At 52.3% G+C, this 17765-nt stretch carries 19 protein-coding genes and 1 other RNA gene; 13 read left to right on the top strand and 7 right to left on the bottom strand.

Annotated features, from left to right (window positions below; all coding sequences use genetic code 11):
- Positions 1 to 15 precede the first annotated feature (15 nt).
- A complete protein-coding gene (gene srmB, locus GSQ70_RS11685) occupies positions 16 to 1347 on the top strand; it encodes an ATP-dependent RNA helicase SrmB (protein WP_158782697.1) in 1332 nt (443 codons plus the stop codon).
- A gap of 243 nt (positions 1348 to 1590) precedes the next feature.
- Here srmB and grcA read toward each other — a convergent pair whose 3' ends face one another.
- Positions 1591 to 1974 (bottom strand): autonomous glycyl radical cofactor GrcA, encoded by a 384-nt coding sequence (grcA, locus tag GSQ70_RS11680; protein WP_158782696.1) that lies wholly within the window; start codon positions 1972 to 1974, stop codon positions 1591 to 1593.
- 287 nt (positions 1975 to 2261) lie between these two features.
- Between grcA and ung the strand changes: the two genes are divergently transcribed.
- Positions 2262 to 2972, top strand: coding sequence for a uracil-DNA glycosylase (ung, locus tag GSQ70_RS11675; protein WP_158782695.1), 711 nt, complete (start codon positions 2262 to 2264; stop codon positions 2970 to 2972).
- Positions 2973 to 2997: 25 nt separating this feature from the next.
- Here the strand turns inward: ung and grpE are convergent, their stop codons facing one another.
- A complete protein-coding gene (grpE, locus tag GSQ70_RS11670; protein WP_158782694.1) occupies positions 2998 to 3579 on the bottom strand; it encodes a nucleotide exchange factor GrpE in 582 nt (193 codons plus the stop codon).
- 124 nt (positions 3580 to 3703) lie between these two features.
- On the opposite strand from grpE, the gene nadK reads away from it, so the two are divergent.
- The 3 genes from nadK (at position 3704) to bamE (ending at position 6831) form a co-directional block, all read left to right on the top strand.
- Positions 3704 to 4582, top strand: a complete 879-nt coding sequence (gene nadK, locus GSQ70_RS11665; protein ID WP_158782693.1) for an NAD(+) kinase — start codon at positions 3704 to 3706, stop codon at positions 4580 to 4582.
- An 88-nt stretch (positions 4583 to 4670) separates the two neighbouring features.
- Positions 4671 to 6332: a DNA repair protein RecN gene (recN, locus tag GSQ70_RS11660; RefSeq protein WP_158782692.1), complete on the top strand. Its 1662-nt coding sequence runs from the start codon at positions 4671 to 4673 to the stop codon at positions 6330 to 6332.
- Between the two features lie 151 nt (positions 6333 to 6483).
- Positions 6484 to 6831: an outer membrane protein assembly factor BamE gene (gene bamE, locus GSQ70_RS11655; RefSeq protein ID WP_158782691.1), complete on the top strand. Its 348-nt coding sequence runs from the start codon at positions 6484 to 6486 to the stop codon at positions 6829 to 6831.
- Between the two features lie 56 nt (positions 6832 to 6887).
- Here the strand turns inward: bamE and GSQ70_RS11650 are convergent, their stop codons facing one another.
- Both GSQ70_RS11650 and GSQ70_RS11645 read right to left on the bottom strand, forming a co-directional pair.
- On the bottom strand, positions 6888 to 7184 hold the full coding sequence (locus GSQ70_RS11650; protein WP_158782690.1) for an RnfH family protein: 297 nt from the start codon (positions 7182 to 7184) through the stop codon (positions 6888 to 6890).
- Positions 7177 to 7611, bottom strand: a complete 435-nt coding sequence (locus tag GSQ70_RS11645) for a type II toxin-antitoxin system RatA family toxin (RefSeq protein ID WP_199257253.1) — start codon at positions 7609 to 7611, stop codon at positions 7177 to 7179. Before GSQ70_RS11645 ends, GSQ70_RS11650 begins: the two co-directional genes overlap by 8 nt.
- Positions 7612 to 7769: 158 nt before the next feature.
- Here GSQ70_RS11645 and smpB point away from each other — a divergent pair, with 158 nt between their 5' ends.
- The 3 genes from smpB to GSQ70_RS11630 all read left to right on the top strand — a co-directional run bounded on the left by smpB (position 7770) and on the right by GSQ70_RS11630 (position 10050).
- Positions 7770 to 8252 (top strand): SsrA-binding protein SmpB, encoded by a 483-nt coding sequence (smpB, locus tag GSQ70_RS11640; protein ID WP_158782688.1) that lies wholly within the window; start codon positions 7770 to 7772, stop codon positions 8250 to 8252.
- 47 nt (positions 8253 to 8299) lie between these two features.
- Positions 8300 to 8663, top strand: a transfer-messenger RNA (tmRNA) gene (ssrA, locus tag GSQ70_RS11635).
- 193 nt (positions 8664 to 8856) lie between these two features.
- Entirely contained in the window at positions 8857 to 10050 is a 1194-nt protein-coding gene (locus GSQ70_RS11630; RefSeq protein WP_158782687.1) for an integrase domain-containing protein, read from the top strand.
- Positions 10051 to 10524: 474 nt separating this feature from the next.
- On the opposite strand, the gene GSQ70_RS11625 is transcribed toward GSQ70_RS11630, so the two are convergent.
- The 3 genes from GSQ70_RS11625 to GSQ70_RS11615 all read right to left on the bottom strand — a co-directional run bounded on the left by GSQ70_RS11625 (position 10525) and on the right by GSQ70_RS11615 (position 13494).
- Positions 10525 to 12087, bottom strand: coding sequence for a hypothetical protein (locus tag GSQ70_RS11625; protein ID WP_158782686.1), 1563 nt, complete (start codon positions 12085 to 12087; stop codon positions 10525 to 10527).
- A 301-nt stretch (positions 12088 to 12388) separates the two neighbouring features.
- Entirely contained in the window at positions 12389 to 13201 is an 813-nt protein-coding gene (locus GSQ70_RS11620) for a hypothetical protein (RefSeq protein WP_158782685.1), read from the bottom strand.
- A 17-nt stretch (positions 13202 to 13218) separates the two neighbouring features.
- Positions 13219 to 13494, bottom strand: a complete 276-nt coding sequence (locus GSQ70_RS11615) for an ogr/Delta-like zinc finger family protein (protein ID WP_158782684.1) — start codon at positions 13492 to 13494, stop codon at positions 13219 to 13221.
- Positions 13495 to 14026: 532 nt separating this feature from the next.
- On the opposite strand from GSQ70_RS11615, the gene GSQ70_RS11610 reads away from it, so the two are divergent.
- From GSQ70_RS11610 to GSQ70_RS11590, 5 genes are read left to right on the top strand one after another with little or no spacing between them, the layout of a single operon-like run.
- On the top strand, positions 14027 to 14293 hold the full coding sequence (locus GSQ70_RS11610; RefSeq protein ID WP_158782683.1) for an AlpA family transcriptional regulator: 267 nt from the start codon (positions 14027 to 14029) through the stop codon (positions 14291 to 14293).
- 28 nt (positions 14294 to 14321) lie between these two features.
- Entirely contained in the window at positions 14322 to 14861 is a 540-nt protein-coding gene (locus GSQ70_RS11605) for a host cell division inhibitor Icd-like protein (protein WP_158785291.1), read from the top strand.
- Positions 14858 to 15082 (top strand): hypothetical protein, encoded by a 225-nt coding sequence (locus GSQ70_RS11600; RefSeq protein WP_158782682.1) that lies wholly within the window; start codon positions 14858 to 14860, stop codon positions 15080 to 15082. The genes GSQ70_RS11605 and GSQ70_RS11600 overlap by 4 nt, the downstream gene beginning before the upstream one ends.
- Positions 15079 to 15402, top strand: coding sequence for a DUF5375 domain-containing protein (locus GSQ70_RS11595; RefSeq protein WP_158782681.1), 324 nt, complete (start codon positions 15079 to 15081; stop codon positions 15400 to 15402). The genes GSQ70_RS11600 and GSQ70_RS11595 overlap by 4 nt, the downstream gene beginning before the upstream one ends.
- A gap of 14 nt (positions 15403 to 15416) precedes the next feature.
- A complete protein-coding gene (locus GSQ70_RS11590; RefSeq protein WP_158782680.1) occupies positions 15417 to 17606 on the top strand; it encodes a primase-like DNA-binding domain-containing protein in 2190 nt (729 codons plus the stop codon).
- Positions 17607 to 17765: the final 159 nt, after the last annotated feature.

The following is a 17765-nucleotide window of genomic DNA, read 5'->3' as shown; positions in this document are numbered from 1 at the left end:
AAACTGAGGTAGACCATGACTGTAACCACTTTTTCCGAACTCGAACTTGATGAAAGCCTGCTGGAAGCCCTGCAGGAAAAGGGCTTCACGCGCCCCACTGCTATCCAGGCCGCTGCAATCCCGCCTGCACTGGAGGGTCGTGACGTTCTGGGTTCGGCACCAACCGGTACAGGCAAAACGGCCGCATATCTGCTGCCGGCTCTACAGCATCTGCTCGATTTTCCCCGTAAAAAATCAGGCCCGCCACGCATTCTGGTGCTGACGCCTACCCGTGAACTGGCGATGCAGGTTGCTGACCAGGCACGTGAGCTGGCCAAACACACCCATCTGGATATCGCTACCATCACCGGTGGTGTGGCATACATGAACCACGCCGAAGTGTTCAGTGAAAACCAGGATGTGGTGGTGGCGACCACCGGCCGCCTGCTGCAATACATTAAAGAAGAGAACTTCGACTGCCGGGCAGTAGAAACGCTGATCCTGGACGAAGCCGACCGTATGCTGGACATGGGCTTCGCACAGGATATTGAGACTATTGCGGCGGAAACCCGCTGGCGCAAGCAGACCCTGCTGTTCTCCGCCACGCTGGAAGGCGATGCGATCAAAGACTTCTCCGAACGTCTGCTGAACGAGCCAGTGGAGATCGAAGCCGATCCTGCCCGCCGCGAACGCAAAAAGATTCTGCAGTGGTATTACCGTGCGGACGATGTTAAGCATAAAACCGCTCTGCTGATCCATCTGCTACAGCAGCCAGAAGTGACACGTTCAGTCGTCTTCGTTCGCAAGCGTGAGCGTGTGCATGAGCTCTGCGGCTGGCTGCGTGAGGCTGGCATCAACACCAGCTATCTCGAAGGCGAGCTTGAGCAGTTTAAGCGTAACGAAGCGATAAAACGTGTTGTCGACGGCCGGGTGAACGTGCTGGTTGCGACCGATGTGGCCGCTCGTGGTATCGACATTGATGATGTCAGTCACGTCTTTAACTTCGATTTGCCGCGCACTGCGGATACATACCTGCACCGTATTGGGCGTACTGGTCGCGCCGGTAAGAAAGGCACCGCAATCTCTCTGGTGGAAGCGCACGACAACGTGCTGCTGGGCAAAGTCAGCCGCTATGTTAATGAACCGCTGAAAGCGCGTACCGTTGATGAGTTGCGCCCCACTACCCGTGCGCCAAGTGAGAAACTGAGTGGTAAACCTTCCAAGAAGGTTCTGGCTAAGCGTAAAGAACAGAAAGACAAGGATGCTGAAGCAGCCAAGCCGCGCGTGAAGAAACGTCACCGCGATACCAAAAATATTGGTAAGCGTCGCAAGCCAAGCGGAACAGTCAAAACTGAAAGTGCCGAATAATCATACCGCCTGACATAAAAACCGCCTCGAAAGGGCGGTTTTTTAATAACATCAGTGACAGAAACAGCCTGTTTACTCACAATTTTCGGAAAACTGACGAATTACGCTGTCAGCACTCTGCACCCGCAAAAACCACAAGATTTTTCCTATGTTATTCATCATGTTAACAATGCGTTTTCACTGATGATCTTTTCTACTCGCAACCAATTATCCCGGCAGAAAACCGGGATTTTTCAGTCACTATTACAGACTTTCTGTAAAGGTACGCGCGATAACGTCACGCTGCTGTTCTGCTGTCAGAGAGTTGAAACGCACTGCATAGCCAGAAACACGGATAGTCAGTTGTGGGTACTTCTCAGGATGCTTGACAGCCTCTTCCAGCGTTTCACGGCGCAGCACGTTAACATTCAGATGCTGACCGCCTTCCACACGTACCTGAGGTTTGACTTCAAGTGGGATTTCACGGTATTCGATGTCGCCCAGATCACTGACAGACACCACCTGATCTTCGCTGTAATCAGCTTTGGCACAGACGCAGCGGGCTTCAGCTTTTTCATCATCCAGCAGCCAGAACGAATTCAGCAGGGCCGCATTGGTTGCTTTGGTAATTTGGATTCCGGTAATCATGATTGTGCCTCCCAGGCAGTCAGTGCTGAAGGTTATCAGCAGGTCAACGTTCAGAAAATTCAGTGATGCTATTCGACCTGTATATCAGCCTGCCGGAAGAGCCACTTTGATTTAAATCAAAACCGCCCAATGCCTCAGTGGCAACTATATATCAACGTTTTGATTTAGTTCAATTTTGCCAGGAAAAATAATTTCATATTTTTTTGCATATTTTCAACTTTATTTTAAGTTTGTAGCTGCGGCGATCCGCGTTAAGCTACGGGCAGGTTACCCCTAAGGAGGCAGATATGGTCAATGCACTGACCTGGCACGACGTGCTGGCACAGGAAAAAGAGAAGCCCTACTTTATCGACACCCTGTCGTTAGTGGCAAAAGAACGCGCAGCTGGCAAAACGGTTTATCCGCCCCAGAAAGACGTGTTTAACGCCTTTCGTCTGACAGAGCTGAGCGAGGTGAAGGTAGTAATTCTTGGGCAGGATCCTTATCACGGCCCTAACCAGGCGCACGGTCTGTCCTTTTCCGTATTGCCGGGTGTCGCCGTTCCGCCTTCGCTGGTCAATATGTATAAAGAATTGCTCACTGATATTCCCGGCTTCGAACGCCCCCAGCATGGTTTTCTTGAAAGCTGGGCAAGGCAGGGAGTGATGCTGCTGAACACGGTGCTGACAGTTGAAGCCGGACAGGCACACTCCCACGCTCGCTTTGGCTGGGAAACGTTTACCGATAACGTGATAGCGGCGATCAATGAGCATCGTGATGGCGTGGTGTTTTTACTGTGGGGATCGCATGCGCAGAAAAAAGGCGCGATTATCGACAGGAAGCGTCATCACGTGCTGCAGGCTCCGCACCCTTCCCCGCTTTCGGCACACCGTGGTTTTTTTGGTTGCGGACACTTCTCCAAAACCAACGAGTGGCTGGCTCAGCACGGAGAAAAACCCATTAACTGGACGCCCGTTCTGCCAGACCAGAGCGACAGCAATAAAAAAAGCACCTCATAGGTGCTTTTTTACTTTCAGCGGGCAACTACGCTTTGGCTTTAGAGACCGCAACCATCGCCGGGCGCAGCAGGCGACCATTCAGCGTGTAACCACGTTGCATCACCATCAGCACGTGATTAGGAGCCACTTCGTCAGATTCCATCATCGACATCGCCTGATGGATTTCCGGATTAAATGGCACATTGACATCGCCAACCACTTCCACGCCAAATTTGCGCACCGCACCCAGCAGGGATTTCAGTGTCAGATCAATCCCTTCAACCATCGCGGTCAGTTCAGGATTTTCTTTATCTGCCACTTCCAACGCGCGTTCCAGGCTGTCGATCACCGGCAGCAGCTCGTTGGCGAATTTTTCCAGGGCAAATTTGTGGGCTTTTTCCACGTCCAGTTCGACACGGCGACGGATATTTTCGATTTCAGCCTGAGCACGCAGCTGTGCTTCACGCACGCCGCCCTGCGCCTGAGCCAACTGGGCTTCCAGCTCGGCGATACGCTCATCACGCGGATCCACCCCTTCGGCTGTCTCTGCGTCCTGGTGTTGCGTCTGCTCCATCTCAATATCGTCTGAGACTTGCTCGTTTGGTGTGTTCTGTTCTTTACTACTCATGAAATTCTCCGCGTTTGTGCACATTCATCTCGCTGGTTCGCTTATTATGGGGATCAGAATTGCGGTTTCAAGGGAACCGGTCACATTGTCTGAGGTAGTTTACCTCATGAGGAACGCCAGCATCATGAACAACCATTTCAACTGCATTGGTATTGTGGGGCATCCGCGCCATCCTACCGCGCTGACGACGCACGAAATGCTCTACCGCTGGCTGACGACAAAGGGCTATGAGGTGATTATCGAGCAGCAGATTGCCCGTGAGCTGAACCTCTCCGATGTGGAAACCGGAACGCTGGCCGAGATTGGACAGAAGGCCGATTTGGCAGTGGTGGTCGGCGGCGACGGGAATATGCTGGGAGCGGCCCGGGTGCTGGCCCGCTACGACATTAAAGTGATTGGGATTAACCGTGGCAACCTTGGGTTCCTGACGGATCTTGACCCGGACAATGCCCAACAGCAGCTGGCCGATGTGCTGGAAGGAAAATACATCACGGAGAGCCGTTTTCTGCTCGAAGCCCAGGTTTGCAGGCATGGGCGAGACCCGAGAATTGGCACGGCGATTAACGAAGTGGTGCTTCACCCGGGCAAAGTGGCGCACATGATCGAGTTTGAGGTCTATATCGACGAGACCTTTGCTTTTTCGCAGCGTTCAGATGGCCTGATTATTTCCACTCCAACAGGCTCTACCGCTTACTCACTCTCTGCAGGCGGTCCGATACTGACGCCTTCGCTGGATGCCATTGCCATTGTGCCGATGTTTCCACACACGCTTTCCGCGCGCCCTCTGGTGATCAACAGCAGTAGCACTATCCGCCTGCGTTTTTCCCATATGCGCAGCGATCTGGAAGTGAGCTGTGACAGCCAGATTGCTCTGCCAATTCAGGAAGGGGAAGACGTGTTGATCCGCAGAAACGAGGATCATCTGAATTTGATCCATCCTCAAAACTACAATTATTTCAATACGCTGAGCTCCAAACTGGGCTGGTCAAAAAAATTGTTTTAAAATCCAGCGCCAGCTACTTTACTGGTTATAAAACCAGTATATACTGTATGAAAAACCATATCTGTGTTTTCATACAGGAACGCTAACTATGCTGGCACAACTGACCATCAGTAATTTTGCGATTGTTCGTGAACTTGAAATCGATTTTCAGCGCGGCATGACCGCCATCACTGGCGAAACCGGTGCGGGAAAATCTATTGCTATCGATGCGCTGGGTCTGTGCCTGGGCGGCCGTGCTGAAGCAGATATGGTGCGGCAGGGCGCAACTCGCGCGGATATTTGCGCCAGCTTCTCTCTGAAAGATACCCCCTCCGCCCTGCAGTGGCTGCTCGATAATCAGCTGGATGAAGGCAATGAGTGCCTGTTACGCCGTGTGATTAGCAGCGATGGTCGTTCACGCGGTTTTATTAATGGCACCGCTGTTCCTCTTTCACAGCTTCGCGACCTGGGTCAACTCCTGATTCAGATCCACGGGCAGCATGCTCATCAACTGTTACTGAAACCAGAACACCAGAAAACTCTGCTGGACGGTTATGCCGGAGAGAACAGCCTGTTGCAGGAGATGGCTGGCAGCTATCGCCAGTGGCATCAAAGCTGCCGGACTCTGGCTCAGCATCAGCAGTTGTCTCAGGAGCGTGAAGCACGGCGCGAACTGCTTCAGTATCAACTGAAAGAGCTGAATGAGTTCGCCCCACAGGCAGGGGAATATGAGCAAATTGACGAAGAGTATAAGCGCCTGGCGAACAGCGGGCAGCTGCTGTCCATCAGCCAGCAGGCACTGATGCTGCTGGCTGATGGTGAAGATACCACGCTGCAACACCAGCTCTATACTGCCCATCAACTGCTCAGTGAACTGGTGGCAATGGATGACAAACTCAGTGGCGTCTGCACTCTGCTTGACGAGGCCGCCATTCAGATCAGCGAAGCCAGCGATGAGCTTCGCCATTATTGTGAGCGGCTGGATCTGGATCCTAACCGCCTGCATGAGCTGGAACAGCGCCTCTCCCGGCAAATTTCTCTGGCGCGTAAGCACCACATTTCACCGGAAGAGCTCCCCGTCTTTCACCAGCAGCTGCTGGAAGAGCAGGCGTTGCTTAATCAGCAGGAAAGCGATCAGGATGAGCTGGCGCTGATTGTTGCGCAGCATCATCAGGTTGCCCTGACTTGTGCTGAGAAACTGCATCATCGCCGCGTGCACTATGCGCAGGAGCTTAGCCGGCTGATTGGTGAGAGTATGAACGCGCTGTCGATGCCTCATGGCCAGTTGGGTATTGAAGTCCAGTTCAACGCAGACCACCTCACCGCAGAAGGGGCAGACCGGATTGACTTCCGGGTCAGTACGAACCCTGGCCAGCCGCTGCAGCCGCTGTCCAAAGTTGCTTCAGGCGGCGAGCTTTCGCGCATTGCTTTAGCCATTCAGGTGATTACTGCCCGTAAAATGGATACTCCGGCACTGATTTTCGATGAAGTGGATGTGGGCATCAGCGGCCCAACCGCCGCGGTGGTGGGCAAAATGCTGCGCCAGTTAGGTGAGTCTACTCAGGTCATGTGCGTAACCCACCTGCCGCAGGTTGCAGGGTGTGGCAACCATCATTTTTACGTCAGCAAAGAGACCGATGGAGAGATGACGGAGACCCATATGCAGCCGCTCGATAAACGAGCCCGCCTGCAGGAGCTGGCGCGTCTGTTGGGCGGAAGTGAAGTAACCCGCAACACGCTGGCGAATGCGAAAGAGCTTTTAGCAGCCTGATGCCGCACTTTTTTGGGTGCCTGTGGTCATAACCATGCTCCGTAGAGGTTTCAAACTGCGGAAAGGTTTATTATCATCGACTTCTTACGCTGTTATCGTCGCGAGTTTCGATGCAGCCAGATTGTTGGCCCTAAAAGGAATAAAGATACTTATGCGCTGTAAAACGCTGACTGCTGCGGCGGTGGTTCTTCTGATGATGACCGCTGGATGTTCCACTCTGGAGCGAGTGGTTTACCGGCCAGATATCAACCAGGGTAACTACCTGGTTGCTAATGACGTTTCTAAAATCCATAACGGCATGACTCAACAGCAGGTGGCCTACACCCTGGGCACGCCGATGATGCGTGACCCGTTTGGCAGCAACGTCTGGTATTACGTGTTCCGTCAGGAGCCAGGCCACGAGCCAGTGACTCAGCAGACGCTGACGCTGACCTTTGACAAAAATGGCACGCTGACCAACATCGATAACAAACCGAATCTGAGCAGCAACAAAAGCTGAGTGGAGTCGCGGCCGGGCTGCGATGGCCGCAGATCGGAAGGAAAACAGTAAGGCGCTCAGGGCGCCTTATTTTTTGCGGCGCGCTCGGCACGCTGACGACGTAATTCTTTCGGGTCAGCCAGCAGGGGACGATAAATCTCGATTCTGTCACCGCTGTGAACTTCATCATTCAGCTTCACCGGACGGCTGAATACACCCACCTTGTTGCTGGCGAGGTCGATATCAGTGCGCAGCTCCAGAATGCCGGAAGCCCTGATCGCCTGCTCTACGGTGGCACCCTCTTCCACATTTACCGTGTAGAGATATTGTTTTTCCGGCAACGCATAGACCACCTCAATGGCAATATCAGGCACTGTAAACCTCTTTGGCGCGGCGGGTGAAAGCCTGCACCATGCTGCTGGCCAGTTCTTTGAATATTCGTCCGAAGGCCATTTCCACCAGCATATTGGTAAATTCAAACTCGAGGTTCAGCTCAACCTTGCAGGCATCTTCACTGAGCGCGGTGAACTCCCAGCCACCGGTCAGTTTGCGAAATGGGCCATCAACCAGCTGCATGTGAATGCTCTGATTGTCAGTCAACGTGTTTCGTGTGACAAAAGTTTTGCTGATACCGGCTTTGGAAACGTCCACCGACGCCGTCATCTGCTGTTCACTGGCATCAAGTACCCGGCTGCCGGTACACCCTGGAAGAAATTCCGGATAGGCATCCACATCGTTTACCAACCGGAACATTTGCTCTGCACTGTAGGGCACCAGCGCGGAACGACTAATCTGAGACATAGCGTTTCCTGTTAATCTTAAACCTGCCAATAATACCATCGCCGGCGATCAAACAAAAATTCTCAGCCGTCAGCGTTCTGCTAAAATAGCGCTTTTCCCTGCCGCTGTTGTTACAGGGGATGCCATCAATCACCGCTTCATGTACACTAAGTTGCACTATGACAAAGAAAAAAGCACATAAACCCGGTTCCGCCACCATTGCCATGAACAAGCGGGCCCGTCATGAATACTTCATTGAAGAAGAGTTCGAAGCGGGGCTTTCGCTACAGGGATGGGAAGTCAAATCTCTCCGTGCCGGTAAGGCCAATATCAGTGAGAGCTACATCATGCTGCGTGACGGTGAAGCCTTTCTGTTCGGCGCCACTTTCCAGGCGCTGATTGGCGCATCATCGCATGTGGTCTGCGATCCAACCCGTACCCGTAAGCTTCTGCTGAAAGAGCGTGAGCTTGCAAATCTGTTCAGTAAAGCAAACCGTGATGGTTACACTGTCGTGGCGCTGTCGCTGTACTGGAAAAATGCCTGGGCCAAGCTGAAAATCGGCGTGGCAAAAGGTAAGAAAGAGCACGACAAGCGTGATGACATTAAAGATCGCGAGTGGAAGACCGACAAAGCACGTATCATGAAACACGCTAACCGCTAAGCCATTGGCGCAGACGACGTTTTCTGATATACTGCTTCACAGTACTTGGGGCTGATTCTGGATTCGACGGGATTTGCGAAGCCCTAGGAGCATGCCGAGGGGCGGTTTGCCTCGTTAAAAGCCGCAAAAAAATAGTTGCAAACGACGAAAACTACGCTTTAGCAGCTTAATAACCTGCTCAGAGCCCTCTCTCCCTAGCCTCCGCTCTTAGGACGGGGATCAAGAGAGGTCAAACCCAAAAGAGATCGTGTGGATGTCCTGCCTGGGGCTGAAGCATTAAACCTAATCAGGCTAGTTTGTTAGTGGCGTGTCCGTTCGCAGCTAACCGGCGAATGTAAAGACTGGACTAAGCATGTAGTGCCGACGGTGTAGTAATTTCGGACGCGGGTTCAACTCCCGCCAGCTCCACCAAAATTCTTCAAAGATGGTTCCAGTGCCATCCGCAGAAGTCCTAAGAGCCCGCACGGCACAAGCCCTGCGGGCTTTTTTGTGTCTGTAATCTTCCGAGACGATCCGCCTGAATCCAGTGATAATTGGTATACGAATTGGTATACGATAGAATGTATGCCAATTCCGTATACCAATTCATGCAGGAAATGTAGACATGGCAAGGACTACACGCCCATTAACCAATACAGAAGTTCTACGCGCTAAAGCAGATGACAAAGATTTGACTTTGCATGATGGTGACGGGCTTTTCTTGGTCATCAAAACCAGCGGCAAGAAGCTTTGGCGCTTCCGCTATCAACGCCCCGCCACGAAGCAACGGACAATGATCGGATTAGGTGCCTTTCCCGCCCTTACGCTCGCCAATGCACGCAGCTTGAGGGCGGATTATCTTGCTCTCTTAGCTAATGGGATCGATCCGCAAGTACAGGCAGTGGTTGCAGAGGAGCAGAAACAGATTGCTCTGGATAGCGTTTTCTCAACTGTGGCTGCTAATTGGTTTCAGCTTAAAAGCAAAAGCGTCACACCTGATTACGCGAAAGACATTTGGCGCTCATTAGAGAAAGACGTGTTCCCTGCCGTTGGTGGAATTCCTGTTCAACAAATCAAAGCCAGGGCTTTAGTTGAGGCACTTGAGCCAATTAAAGCTCGTGGAGCATTAGAGACGGTTCGCAGATTGGTTCAACGTATAAACGAGATAATGATTTACGCGGTCAACACCGGTTTGATTGATGCAAACCCAGCATCAGGTGTTGGGATGGCTTTTGAAAAACCAAAAAAGCAGAACATGCCTACGTTGCGACCAGAAGAACTGCCTAATTTAATGCGATCTTTAACTATGTCGAACTTGTCTCTAACAACTCGTTGTTTAATAGAATGGCAACTCCTAACTTTAGTGCGCCCTGCGGAGGCTTCGGGTACAAAATGGTCAGAGATAAACCTCAATGAAAGGCTTTGGACGATTCCAGCAGAACGAATGAAGGCAAAAAGAGAGCACATCATTCCTTTATCGCCTCAAGCTTTGGGGATTCTTGAACTGATGAATTCTATAAGTGCACATCGCGAACACGTTTTCCCAAGTAGAAATGATCCAAAACAATCTATGAATAGCCAGACCGCTAATGCCGCTTTAAAACGAATCGGATACGGCGGAAAACTCGTTGCACATGGGCTACGGTCGATTGCCAGCACAGCCTTAAATGAAGCTGGATTCAATCCAGATGTCATTGAGGCAGCCTTAGCTCATAGTGATAAAAATGAAGTTCGCAGAGCATATAACCGCTCAACTTATCTCGTTCAAAGGAAAGAGCTCATGGAATGGTGGGGAGAGAGAGTTTCAAACTGTGAATAATTAGCCCCTGCTTATGTTGAATCAATTATTTCACCAGAACGCTCATCCCTCATTCACGGCTGAGTTAAATCAGGAATGCGTGAACAACATTGATTAGGTGATCAAAAAAAGGGTTAGGTAATTTCCGCAACTTTTTTATGTATTCACCGAATGGCAAGGGATGGAGTTTATGTTATCCCGCTGTTAGAAGTGGCAACAAGGATTAGATTATTAATATCAATAAAATAAGTCTCGACGATATAATAGCCCTTTACTGCGCGCCATTTAAGATCATGGATTTGCACCCAATAAAGCAAGTGAATTTAGATATATTGAGAAGAGTAGTTACGTTTTTTTGCAATGGACGCACATTAATATAAAAATGCTTTAATGTGATGAATAATCACCTAAAATATTAGCTCTTCGCATTCTCTCCCTATCCGTCAAATAGAAATGAGAAGTTAATATGGCGCCTAATTATAGGCGCCTACTTTTCTATCTTCCTTCATATAGAAGTTTTTTCTTTCTGATTTCCTCACCAAAACTCTTAGAGTTAAGATCGATTAATTCCAAACCGTGAACTTTTCGGGAGGCGGTGTATTCACTCGTATCCAACATAAAAGCCTGAAAAACTAAGCCTTCTGCACCTTTTTTCAGAGTAACTCGTGATTGCACTAAATGAATTAATCTTAAATCGATTAACTGATCTATTGCATCTCTGACAGGCCCCGCTAATCTTTGATTAATTAAGAATATATTACATTTAGCATCATTTAAACAAAATGACACTAAATGGGCGAAAGCATCTTCTAAAATCTTCCTATCTTCATCCGCATCAAGTTTGAATTCTTCTCTTTTGATTTCCCCATACTCACCTGTAGCTAAATTGACATCCTCAGCACCAATTCTCGGCCCTCGATGATGATCAGTTCCACGATTTCTTGCTTGATTAATGGCTTTTGTAAAAATCCCTATAAAATCCCTAGTCACGCCGCCAGAAGCAATTATTAGCCTATCTATAGCTGTAGGATTTAAAATACTGTTAACTGTAATAGGCGGAGTTTCATCCATTAAATTAGAAAGAATTTTTTTCATAAATTCTTTTAGAGAGGTAAACTTTTCAAGAGATATATCAATGTTTATCTCTTTTGCGTCATCACCTAATTTTACACCAGTAGGAGGGTCAGTATGAATATACCACTCACTACGATGCTTTATGGTCCCAACCTTCAACCATAAACCATTGCCTTTAGCTATTCTGTGAAAATAGTCGATAACCTTAGCCTGATCGCTTCTTCGTATATGGTATAAATCATCCAAAATTAAATATGCCGGACCTTCCGACAGGTTGGATAAATTACTGAAGAACCTTTGGAACTTTAAAATATTCTGATGCAGATACTCTGTCTTAGCAGATTTATAGCCCTCACTTACCTCTTTAGAGACTGCTCCGCTTCTTTTACCTGACACTCCAGCCTCAACCCCTGAAGTCTTAACTCCCAAATTAGCAGCAACCTCTTGGGAGTTAGTTATAGTTTCTTTTACTTGAACATCTATGTTTTCAGGTTGTGAAAGCTTCTCCTCCAGACCATGTATAATTGATTTCAACTCTTCAATTAGTTCGTGTGTTTGGACTCTATTAAATGGCTTTCTCTCTGGCGCCCTTCCAAAAATCTTATTCCAAAAGGAAGTTTTGGTAGCTGGCGTTAAAGCTGCTGTTTCAAGCCAACGTTGAAATTCATGAAGGCTCTTAATTAGAACGCTAATAAGAACATCTGGGTAAGAATGTCCTTTAAAAGTCTCCATATCAACAAATGAGATTGGCCTTCTATCAATGGTGAGGTCAGCAACCACCTTACGTAGAAGAGATGATTTACCTGATCCTCTTCGGCCAAAAATCAAACTGTGCTGCTTTGCTTTAGACTGCGCTAAAACCCCCGGTGCTGGCTCAATAAAACGTTTGACGTTTTCTGGCGTAGCACGCATTGCTTCATCACATAAAATTAAAAGTTTATCTACTTGCTCCAATGCAAGATGAGAATCATCGCTTTTAGCCATATCTACTCCATGATAAGAAAAATCTCAAATTAGCAGCATTGATAATCAGCATCAACTCTCATACATAAAGTATCTCAGCGCGCGCTCGTAGCCCCGCCACGCCTGCGCACTTCATGCAGCGATTTTCATGCACCTGCATGAGTGGCTCCGGGCCGGGCCGCTGCTGGCCTTTGCTACCGCTTTAGGGTGCCTGGGACTCATGCGTTTTCATGCAGCATAGACATGCACGCTCACGCTGGTGTGAGCAGGCAAAAAAAAGCCCGGCACATTGCCGGGCATCTGCGGGAATTTAAACAGAGACTCAGAAAATTTTGCGCTTGCGCCGGTCGGTTCTTGCTCCCCTGAAGGGGTAAGCGCCAGACAGGCTGATGACGTCATCCCGGAACATCAACGGCAGTTTTTTATGCGTCCACTCTTCAATAAGGTTCACTGCAAATTTTCGATACAGCGTGTCCGCGTCGTTTGCACCCTCGATAACGCCCGGCGCATAGACTGAGCCATTCCGCTCAAACTGGCTGTACTTCATCCTGAGCAGACTGCCAAGTTCAACACCATGGACGATAAAAAATTCATCAATAAGCGTGTCGATACGCTCGTCCATGATTCCCTCGTGGCAGAACACGTAGGCATTTGCCTTGCGTCCGGTGGCGTCGGCCAGCGCGGGCAGCTGTTTTTCCCTTTCGGCAATCAGTCCGGCAAGGTCAGATGCCGTTTCCTGCTGCTCCAGATATTCTGCGCGCAGCGCCTTCATTTCCGGCGTGACGGTGCCGCCGTTCTGCTCAAGCAGTTCACGAAAGCGCGCCCGGTTGTCCTGGCTGGTCTGCTCCGTTTCGGCCTTACGCTGGCGCAGTGCGCTGATGCTGTCCTCAGCGGCGGCTTCTGCCTGCTTTGCCTCCAGCCAGGCCAGCATTTTGCACTGGAGGTCCTGTACGCGGGGTTGCCAGCCTGCGGGAAGATCCTTCACCAGCCTGGTTGTATGGCTGATAACGTCGGCCTCGGGCAGCTTCATGAGCCACCCCGCATCCTGCAGCGGTTTCTGGCTTTTTGCTACGAGCGAGCCAACGAGTTCAGCGATTGTCTTCATCTCTTCTTCTGTCATGTTCTGCTGTGTCATGCTGTTTTTCCTCTCTGTCAGGGCTGTGCGTGACGGTCTTTGCGGGCGCTTGCTGAACCATAGCGGCCCAGCGTCTGCGGCTGGCGAACCGGTACGTCATTCTGCGGCTCCGGCTCTGCCGCTGCGGGCTTGTGCGGCTTCATGATGATTTTCTCGACGCTCTCCAGCGCGGTGAAGGTGCAGGAGCAGTCGAGGTTCTGGCACTGGTACCAGGTACGCTTTACGGAGGGCGCTTCATAAGCGCTGGTGCGGGTATGGGCTACCTGACCACATTCGGGACATTTAAGTGCCATCTCGTTTCCTGTCGGCTGGTTTCAGTAAGTCAATTGTGCCGGGTCTGGCACAGCGGCTTCTACCGGAGGGCGTTGTATGACGGACCAGACAAAAGCATTACTTCTGGCGAGCCAGAAAAAGGTCTCACTAAAGCCTGTTATCAGATTTCAGTTTTATATAAATCCTTCACCATTCTTCACCAGAGAGAAAAAGATAGTAAATACAGTAAATTAAGAGGTGAAGAGTGAAAAAGTAATCCTTCACCCTCTGTTCACCATTGTTCATCGCTGGAATTCCGGTTTTATTCGCCCTTTAGAATGAGTAGTTTTTAAAATCCGACTGGAGCAAACTTAAAGTTATTGGATAAAACCTTACTATCCCTCTTTAGTACTATTTAGTACTGTTCTGGTACACCCATGCTTTATGTGGTTTTTGTGCGACCGGTCAGACAGATTTCTGTTGTTGTCACCGGCAAAAATATTCGCAAAATAAAGAGCTACCCGATGCCGTACACGCCTGTGCGGCGCTTAACGGATACATAAGAGGTAGCTCATGCACACGACTTTAAACGCTCATTCATCCGCCCCGGCGGCCCCTGCCATGCCGGTATCATTCCCGGTCCAGGAACGCTTTATGCGCCTTCCGGAGGTGATCCACGTCTGCGGCCTGTCCCGCTCAACCATTTACGATCTTATCAGCCGCAGCGCTTTTCCGGCGCAGGTGTCGCTTGGCGGCAAGAACGTCGCGTGGCTTGCCAGCGAAGTCAGCGCTTGGATGAATGCACGCATCGCTGCACGCAGTCAGGAACGGGCGGCATGATCTTCACCAACTGTTGAGATTTTCCGCCATGCTGCATTTTCCTGTGTTCCCCGGCTTGCGCGCCGGGGCCATTCCCTGGTACAGTCTTTCTGCTGTCGCAAAATCGGCAGCCGGGCGTAGGAACCCGAGCGAAACAAAGGCGACACCAGACGCGCCATGCGTCTTTTTTTGTGTCTGTGCCCATGTGCACCCATTTTTCGGGCAGCGGTTCTGTTTCCGCTGTGCCGTCTGCGTAATGGTGGCCCGGGCGGGGCAGCCTTCGGGCTGGCCGGTTTCCTTTGTTGCCGGTATTCCTACCCCCGTCCGGGCTGCCACCCTTGAGCGTAGGAACTCTGGTGGTAGCTGTAAAAAGCTAACAAAGGAGTTTGCCCTTATGGCTGCGGTCCTTAATTCCCCATACCCTCAGTTTGTTTTCGTCTTTGCTGCCGTGCGCCGTAGTGAACACCAGCAGCGTATCCACATGCTCCGCACCGTTGCCGCTGACGAGCGCGCTGCCCGCCTGCCGCTGGCCCGCGATTACGTGCTGTCCCTTGCTGCCCGCCTGCCGGTCCGGGAGGTACGCGCATGACTCACGCCACCATTTCTCACGCCGACCTGTTACGCCTTGAACACCTGCGTAACGCCGGACGCTTTATCAGTGACATGACTCTTCTTCAGGAGTGCCACGAGCAGCCACCGGCCACACAGCAGGCGCAGCTGAACTCGCTGATTTTCCTCATCACCGAGCAGCTGGACGGAGTGGTGAACCGCTGTCAGAACGGCTGGATGAACGGGGAGGTTGAGCCATGAGCACTCGTACCCTTTCACCCGAACTGCGTTCCGCGCTTTCACGCCGCGCGGTGGCCTGCGCCTGGCTGACCGTATGCCGCGAACAAAAGCGCTATCCCGGCCTGACGCTGGCGCGTCTTGAGCACGCCATTGAAACCGAGCTGGAGGGCTTCTACCTGCGCCAGCACGGACGCCAGCGCGGTCTGGAAATTGCCTACGCGCTGCTCGACGACCTGCTTGCCGCCGGGCCGCTGAAGTCGGCCCCGTGCCTGAGCTTTCTGGGACAGGTGGTGATGGATGAACTCTGCGGGCGTCTGAAAGACGCGCCGGTGCTGCATTAGGGGAGAAAAGAAGAATGAAAATGACCGTATCAGACGCGGCAAAGGCCGCGCGGGGCCAGTGGCCCCGCATCCTGCCCGCGCTGGGCGTGAAGGTGGTAAAGAACCGCCATACTTCCTGCCCGGTATGCGGCGGAACCGACCGCTTCCGCTTTGACGACCAGGAGGGGCGCGGCACATGGATTTGTAATCAGTGCGGTGCCGGTGACGGCATGGACCTGGTGAAAAAGGCCCTCTCACTGAGCCTGACCGAAGCCGCTGCGCGGGTAAACGGCCTGACCGGCAGCCTGTCACCGGTGGACAGCTCGCCTGCCGCCAGCGCAGGCGAAGATAACGAAGCAGCCCGTGCCGCCGCCATAAAGCAGGCACAGCAGCTGGTCAGCACCGCGCAGCAGACAACCGGCAACGCCTACCTGTCCCGCAAAGGCTGGCCGGAGCAGTCCTGCCTGACGCTGGCGAAGCCGCAGAAAGTCGCACTCACGGCCTATCGTGCCGGTGATGTGCTCGTTCCCCTGCACGATACGGGCGGCCAGCTGGTGAACGTGCAGCTGATTAACGCCGCGGGTGAAAAGCGTACGCTGAAGGGTGGACAGGTAAAAGGCGCGTGCCACATTCTCAGCACCGGCAAACCGGCAGCGCGCATCTGGCTGACGGAGGGCTACGCCACCGGTCTGACGGTGCACAACCTGACCGGGGATGAGGTGTGGATTGCCCTGTCGTCCGTCAATCTCCTTTCTCTGGCTGGCCTTGCCCGTGAAAAGCACGCCGCGCTGCCGCTGCTGATTGCCGCCGACCGCGACCTGAACGGCGACGGCCAGAAAAAAGCAAAGCAGGCAGCCGAAGCCAGCCGCGCAGCCGTGGCCCTGCCGCCGGTGTTCGGTGACTGGAATGACGCCTTCATGCAGCACGGTGAAGAAAGCACCCGGCGGGCGCTGGCCGGAGCCGCCACGCCGCCCGTCGCCAGTCCGTTCGACGTGATGAGCGAGGCGGAGTTTTCAGCCATGAGCGCCAGTGAAAAGGCGGAGCGGGTTGCGGAGCACTACCGCAGCGCGCTGGCCGTGGACGCCAGCGGAGAAATTCTGTCCCGCTACCGCTCCGGCGCGTGGAAGGTGATTTCCGGGAAGCAGTTTGAGCGGGACGTGGCGAAGCTGTTCCAGCGCCTGCGCGCGCCGTTTTCGGCGGGCAAGATTTCGGGCGTAGTGGAGACGCTGAAGCTGATGCTGCCGCAGCAGGCCGACCCGGCGCGCCGCCTGATTGGCTTTCGTAACGGCGTGCTGGACACCCGCACCGGCGACTTCAGCCCGCACAGTAAAGACTTCTGGCTGCGCACGGTCAGTGAGGTGGACTACACGAAGCCTGTTCAGGGTGAAACGCTGGCAGACCACGCACCGCACTTCTGGCAGTGGCTCGACCGCGCCGCCGGACGTGACCCGGCCAAACGCGACATCATTCTGGCCGCGCTGTTTATGGTGCTGGCGAACCGCTACGGCTGGCAGCTGTTTCTGGAGGTCACCGGCCCCGGCGGCAGTGGCAAAAGCATCATGGCAGAAATCGCCACCATGCTGGCCGGAACGGACAACACCACCTCAGCCACCATTGAAACGCTGGAGTCGTCGCGCGAACGCGCGGCGGTGATTCTGGCGGTGAACAACAACCCGATGCGCTTCACCGACCGCAGCGGGGGCGTGTCGCGCCGCCGGGTGATACTGCACTTCCCGGAAATAATTCCGGCAGACGAGCGCGACCCGCAGCTGAAGGAAAAAATCAGCGGGGAGCTGGCCGTCATTGTGCGCCAGCTGATGCAGCAGTTCAGCCAGCCGCAGCAGGCCCACTCGCTGCTTCAGTCGCAGCAGAACTCCGACGAGGCGATGCGCATCAAGCGCGATGCAGATCCGATGGTGGACTTCTGCGGCTACCTGTTCACCACGCCCGAGCCAAATGCGCTTTACATGGGTAACGCCAGCATCAGGCCGCTTCAGCCCAGGCGTTACCTTTATCACGCCTATCTGGCCTATATGGAAGCCAACGGCTATAAGAATCCGCTCAGCATGAATATGTTTGGCCTGTCGCTGGAGAGCATCATGCGGGAATACGGACAGCACTACATGAAACGCCGGACAAAGCTGGGGATGCAGACCAACCTTGACCTGACGGACGAAAGCAGCACTGACTGGCTGCCGAAGTGCGACGCCCCTCCAGCAGCATGACTATCTAAACCGGCGAAAGCCGGTTTTTTATGCCTGAACTTCACCGGTGATGAATAATATCCTTCACCCTACACCTATCATTCATCGGGTAATCATCTGATATATATAAACAAAATCGCAGAGTGAATAGTGTGAAGGGTTTTCTGTAAAATCTTTTTC

Source organism: Pantoea sp. BAV 3049, from assembly GCF_009765445.1.
In the GTDB taxonomy this organism is placed as follows: Bacteria; Pseudomonadota; Gammaproteobacteria; order Enterobacterales; family Enterobacteriaceae; genus Erwinia.
Note: the sequence above shows the minus strand (reverse complement) of the source record. Positions and strands in the feature narration are given on the sequence as shown.

Coding starts and splice junctions, on each gene's coding strand:
- GSQ70_RS11620 (WP_158782685.1), bottom strand. CDS start 13,201: ATGACACAGCAGAACATGACAGAAGAAGAGATGAAGACAATCGCTGAA.
- recN (WP_158782692.1), top strand. CDS start 4,671: ATGCTGGCACAACTGACCATCAGTAATTTTGCGATTGTTCGTGAACTT.
- GSQ70_RS11625 (WP_158782686.1), bottom strand. CDS start 12,087: ATGGCTAAAAGCGATGATTCTCATCTTGCATTGGAGCAAGTAGATAAA.
- GSQ70_RS11610 (WP_158782683.1), top strand. CDS start 14,027: ATGCACACGACTTTAAACGCTCATTCATCCGCCCCGGCGGCCCCTGCC.
- GSQ70_RS11615 (WP_158782684.1), bottom strand. CDS start 13,494: ATGGCACTTAAATGTCCCGAATGTGGTCAGGTAGCCCATACCCGCACC.
- grpE (WP_158782694.1), bottom strand. CDS start 3,579: ATGAGTAGTAAAGAACAGAACACACCAAACGAGCAAGTCTCAGACGAT.
- srmB (WP_158782697.1), top strand. CDS start 16: ATGACTGTAACCACTTTTTCCGAACTCGAACTTGATGAAAGCCTGCTG.
- GSQ70_RS11605 (WP_158785291.1), top strand. CDS start 14,322: ATGCTGCATTTTCCTGTGTTCCCCGGCTTGCGCGCCGGGGCCATTCCC.
- GSQ70_RS11595 (WP_158782681.1), top strand. CDS start 15,079: ATGAGCACTCGTACCCTTTCACCCGAACTGCGTTCCGCGCTTTCACGC.
- GSQ70_RS11590 (WP_158782680.1), top strand. CDS start 15,417: ATGAAAATGACCGTATCAGACGCGGCAAAGGCCGCGCGGGGCCAGTGG.
- ung (WP_158782695.1), top strand. CDS start 2,262: ATGGTCAATGCACTGACCTGGCACGACGTGCTGGCACAGGAAAAAGAG.
- bamE (WP_158782691.1), top strand. CDS start 6,484: ATGCGCTGTAAAACGCTGACTGCTGCGGCGGTGGTTCTTCTGATGATG.
- GSQ70_RS11645 (WP_199257253.1), bottom strand. CDS start 7,611: ATGTCTCAGATTAGTCGTTCCGCGCTGGTGCCCTACAGTGCAGAGCAA.
- smpB (WP_158782688.1), top strand. CDS start 7,770: ATGACAAAGAAAAAAGCACATAAACCCGGTTCCGCCACCATTGCCATG.
- GSQ70_RS11630 (WP_158782687.1), top strand. CDS start 8,857: ATGGCAAGGACTACACGCCCATTAACCAATACAGAAGTTCTACGCGCT.
- nadK (WP_158782693.1), top strand. CDS start 3,704: ATGAACAACCATTTCAACTGCATTGGTATTGTGGGGCATCCGCGCCAT.
- GSQ70_RS11600 (WP_158782682.1), top strand. CDS start 14,858: ATGACTCACGCCACCATTTCTCACGCCGACCTGTTACGCCTTGAACAC.
- grcA (WP_158782696.1), bottom strand. CDS start 1,974: ATGATTACCGGAATCCAAATTACCAAAGCAACCAATGCGGCCCTGCTG.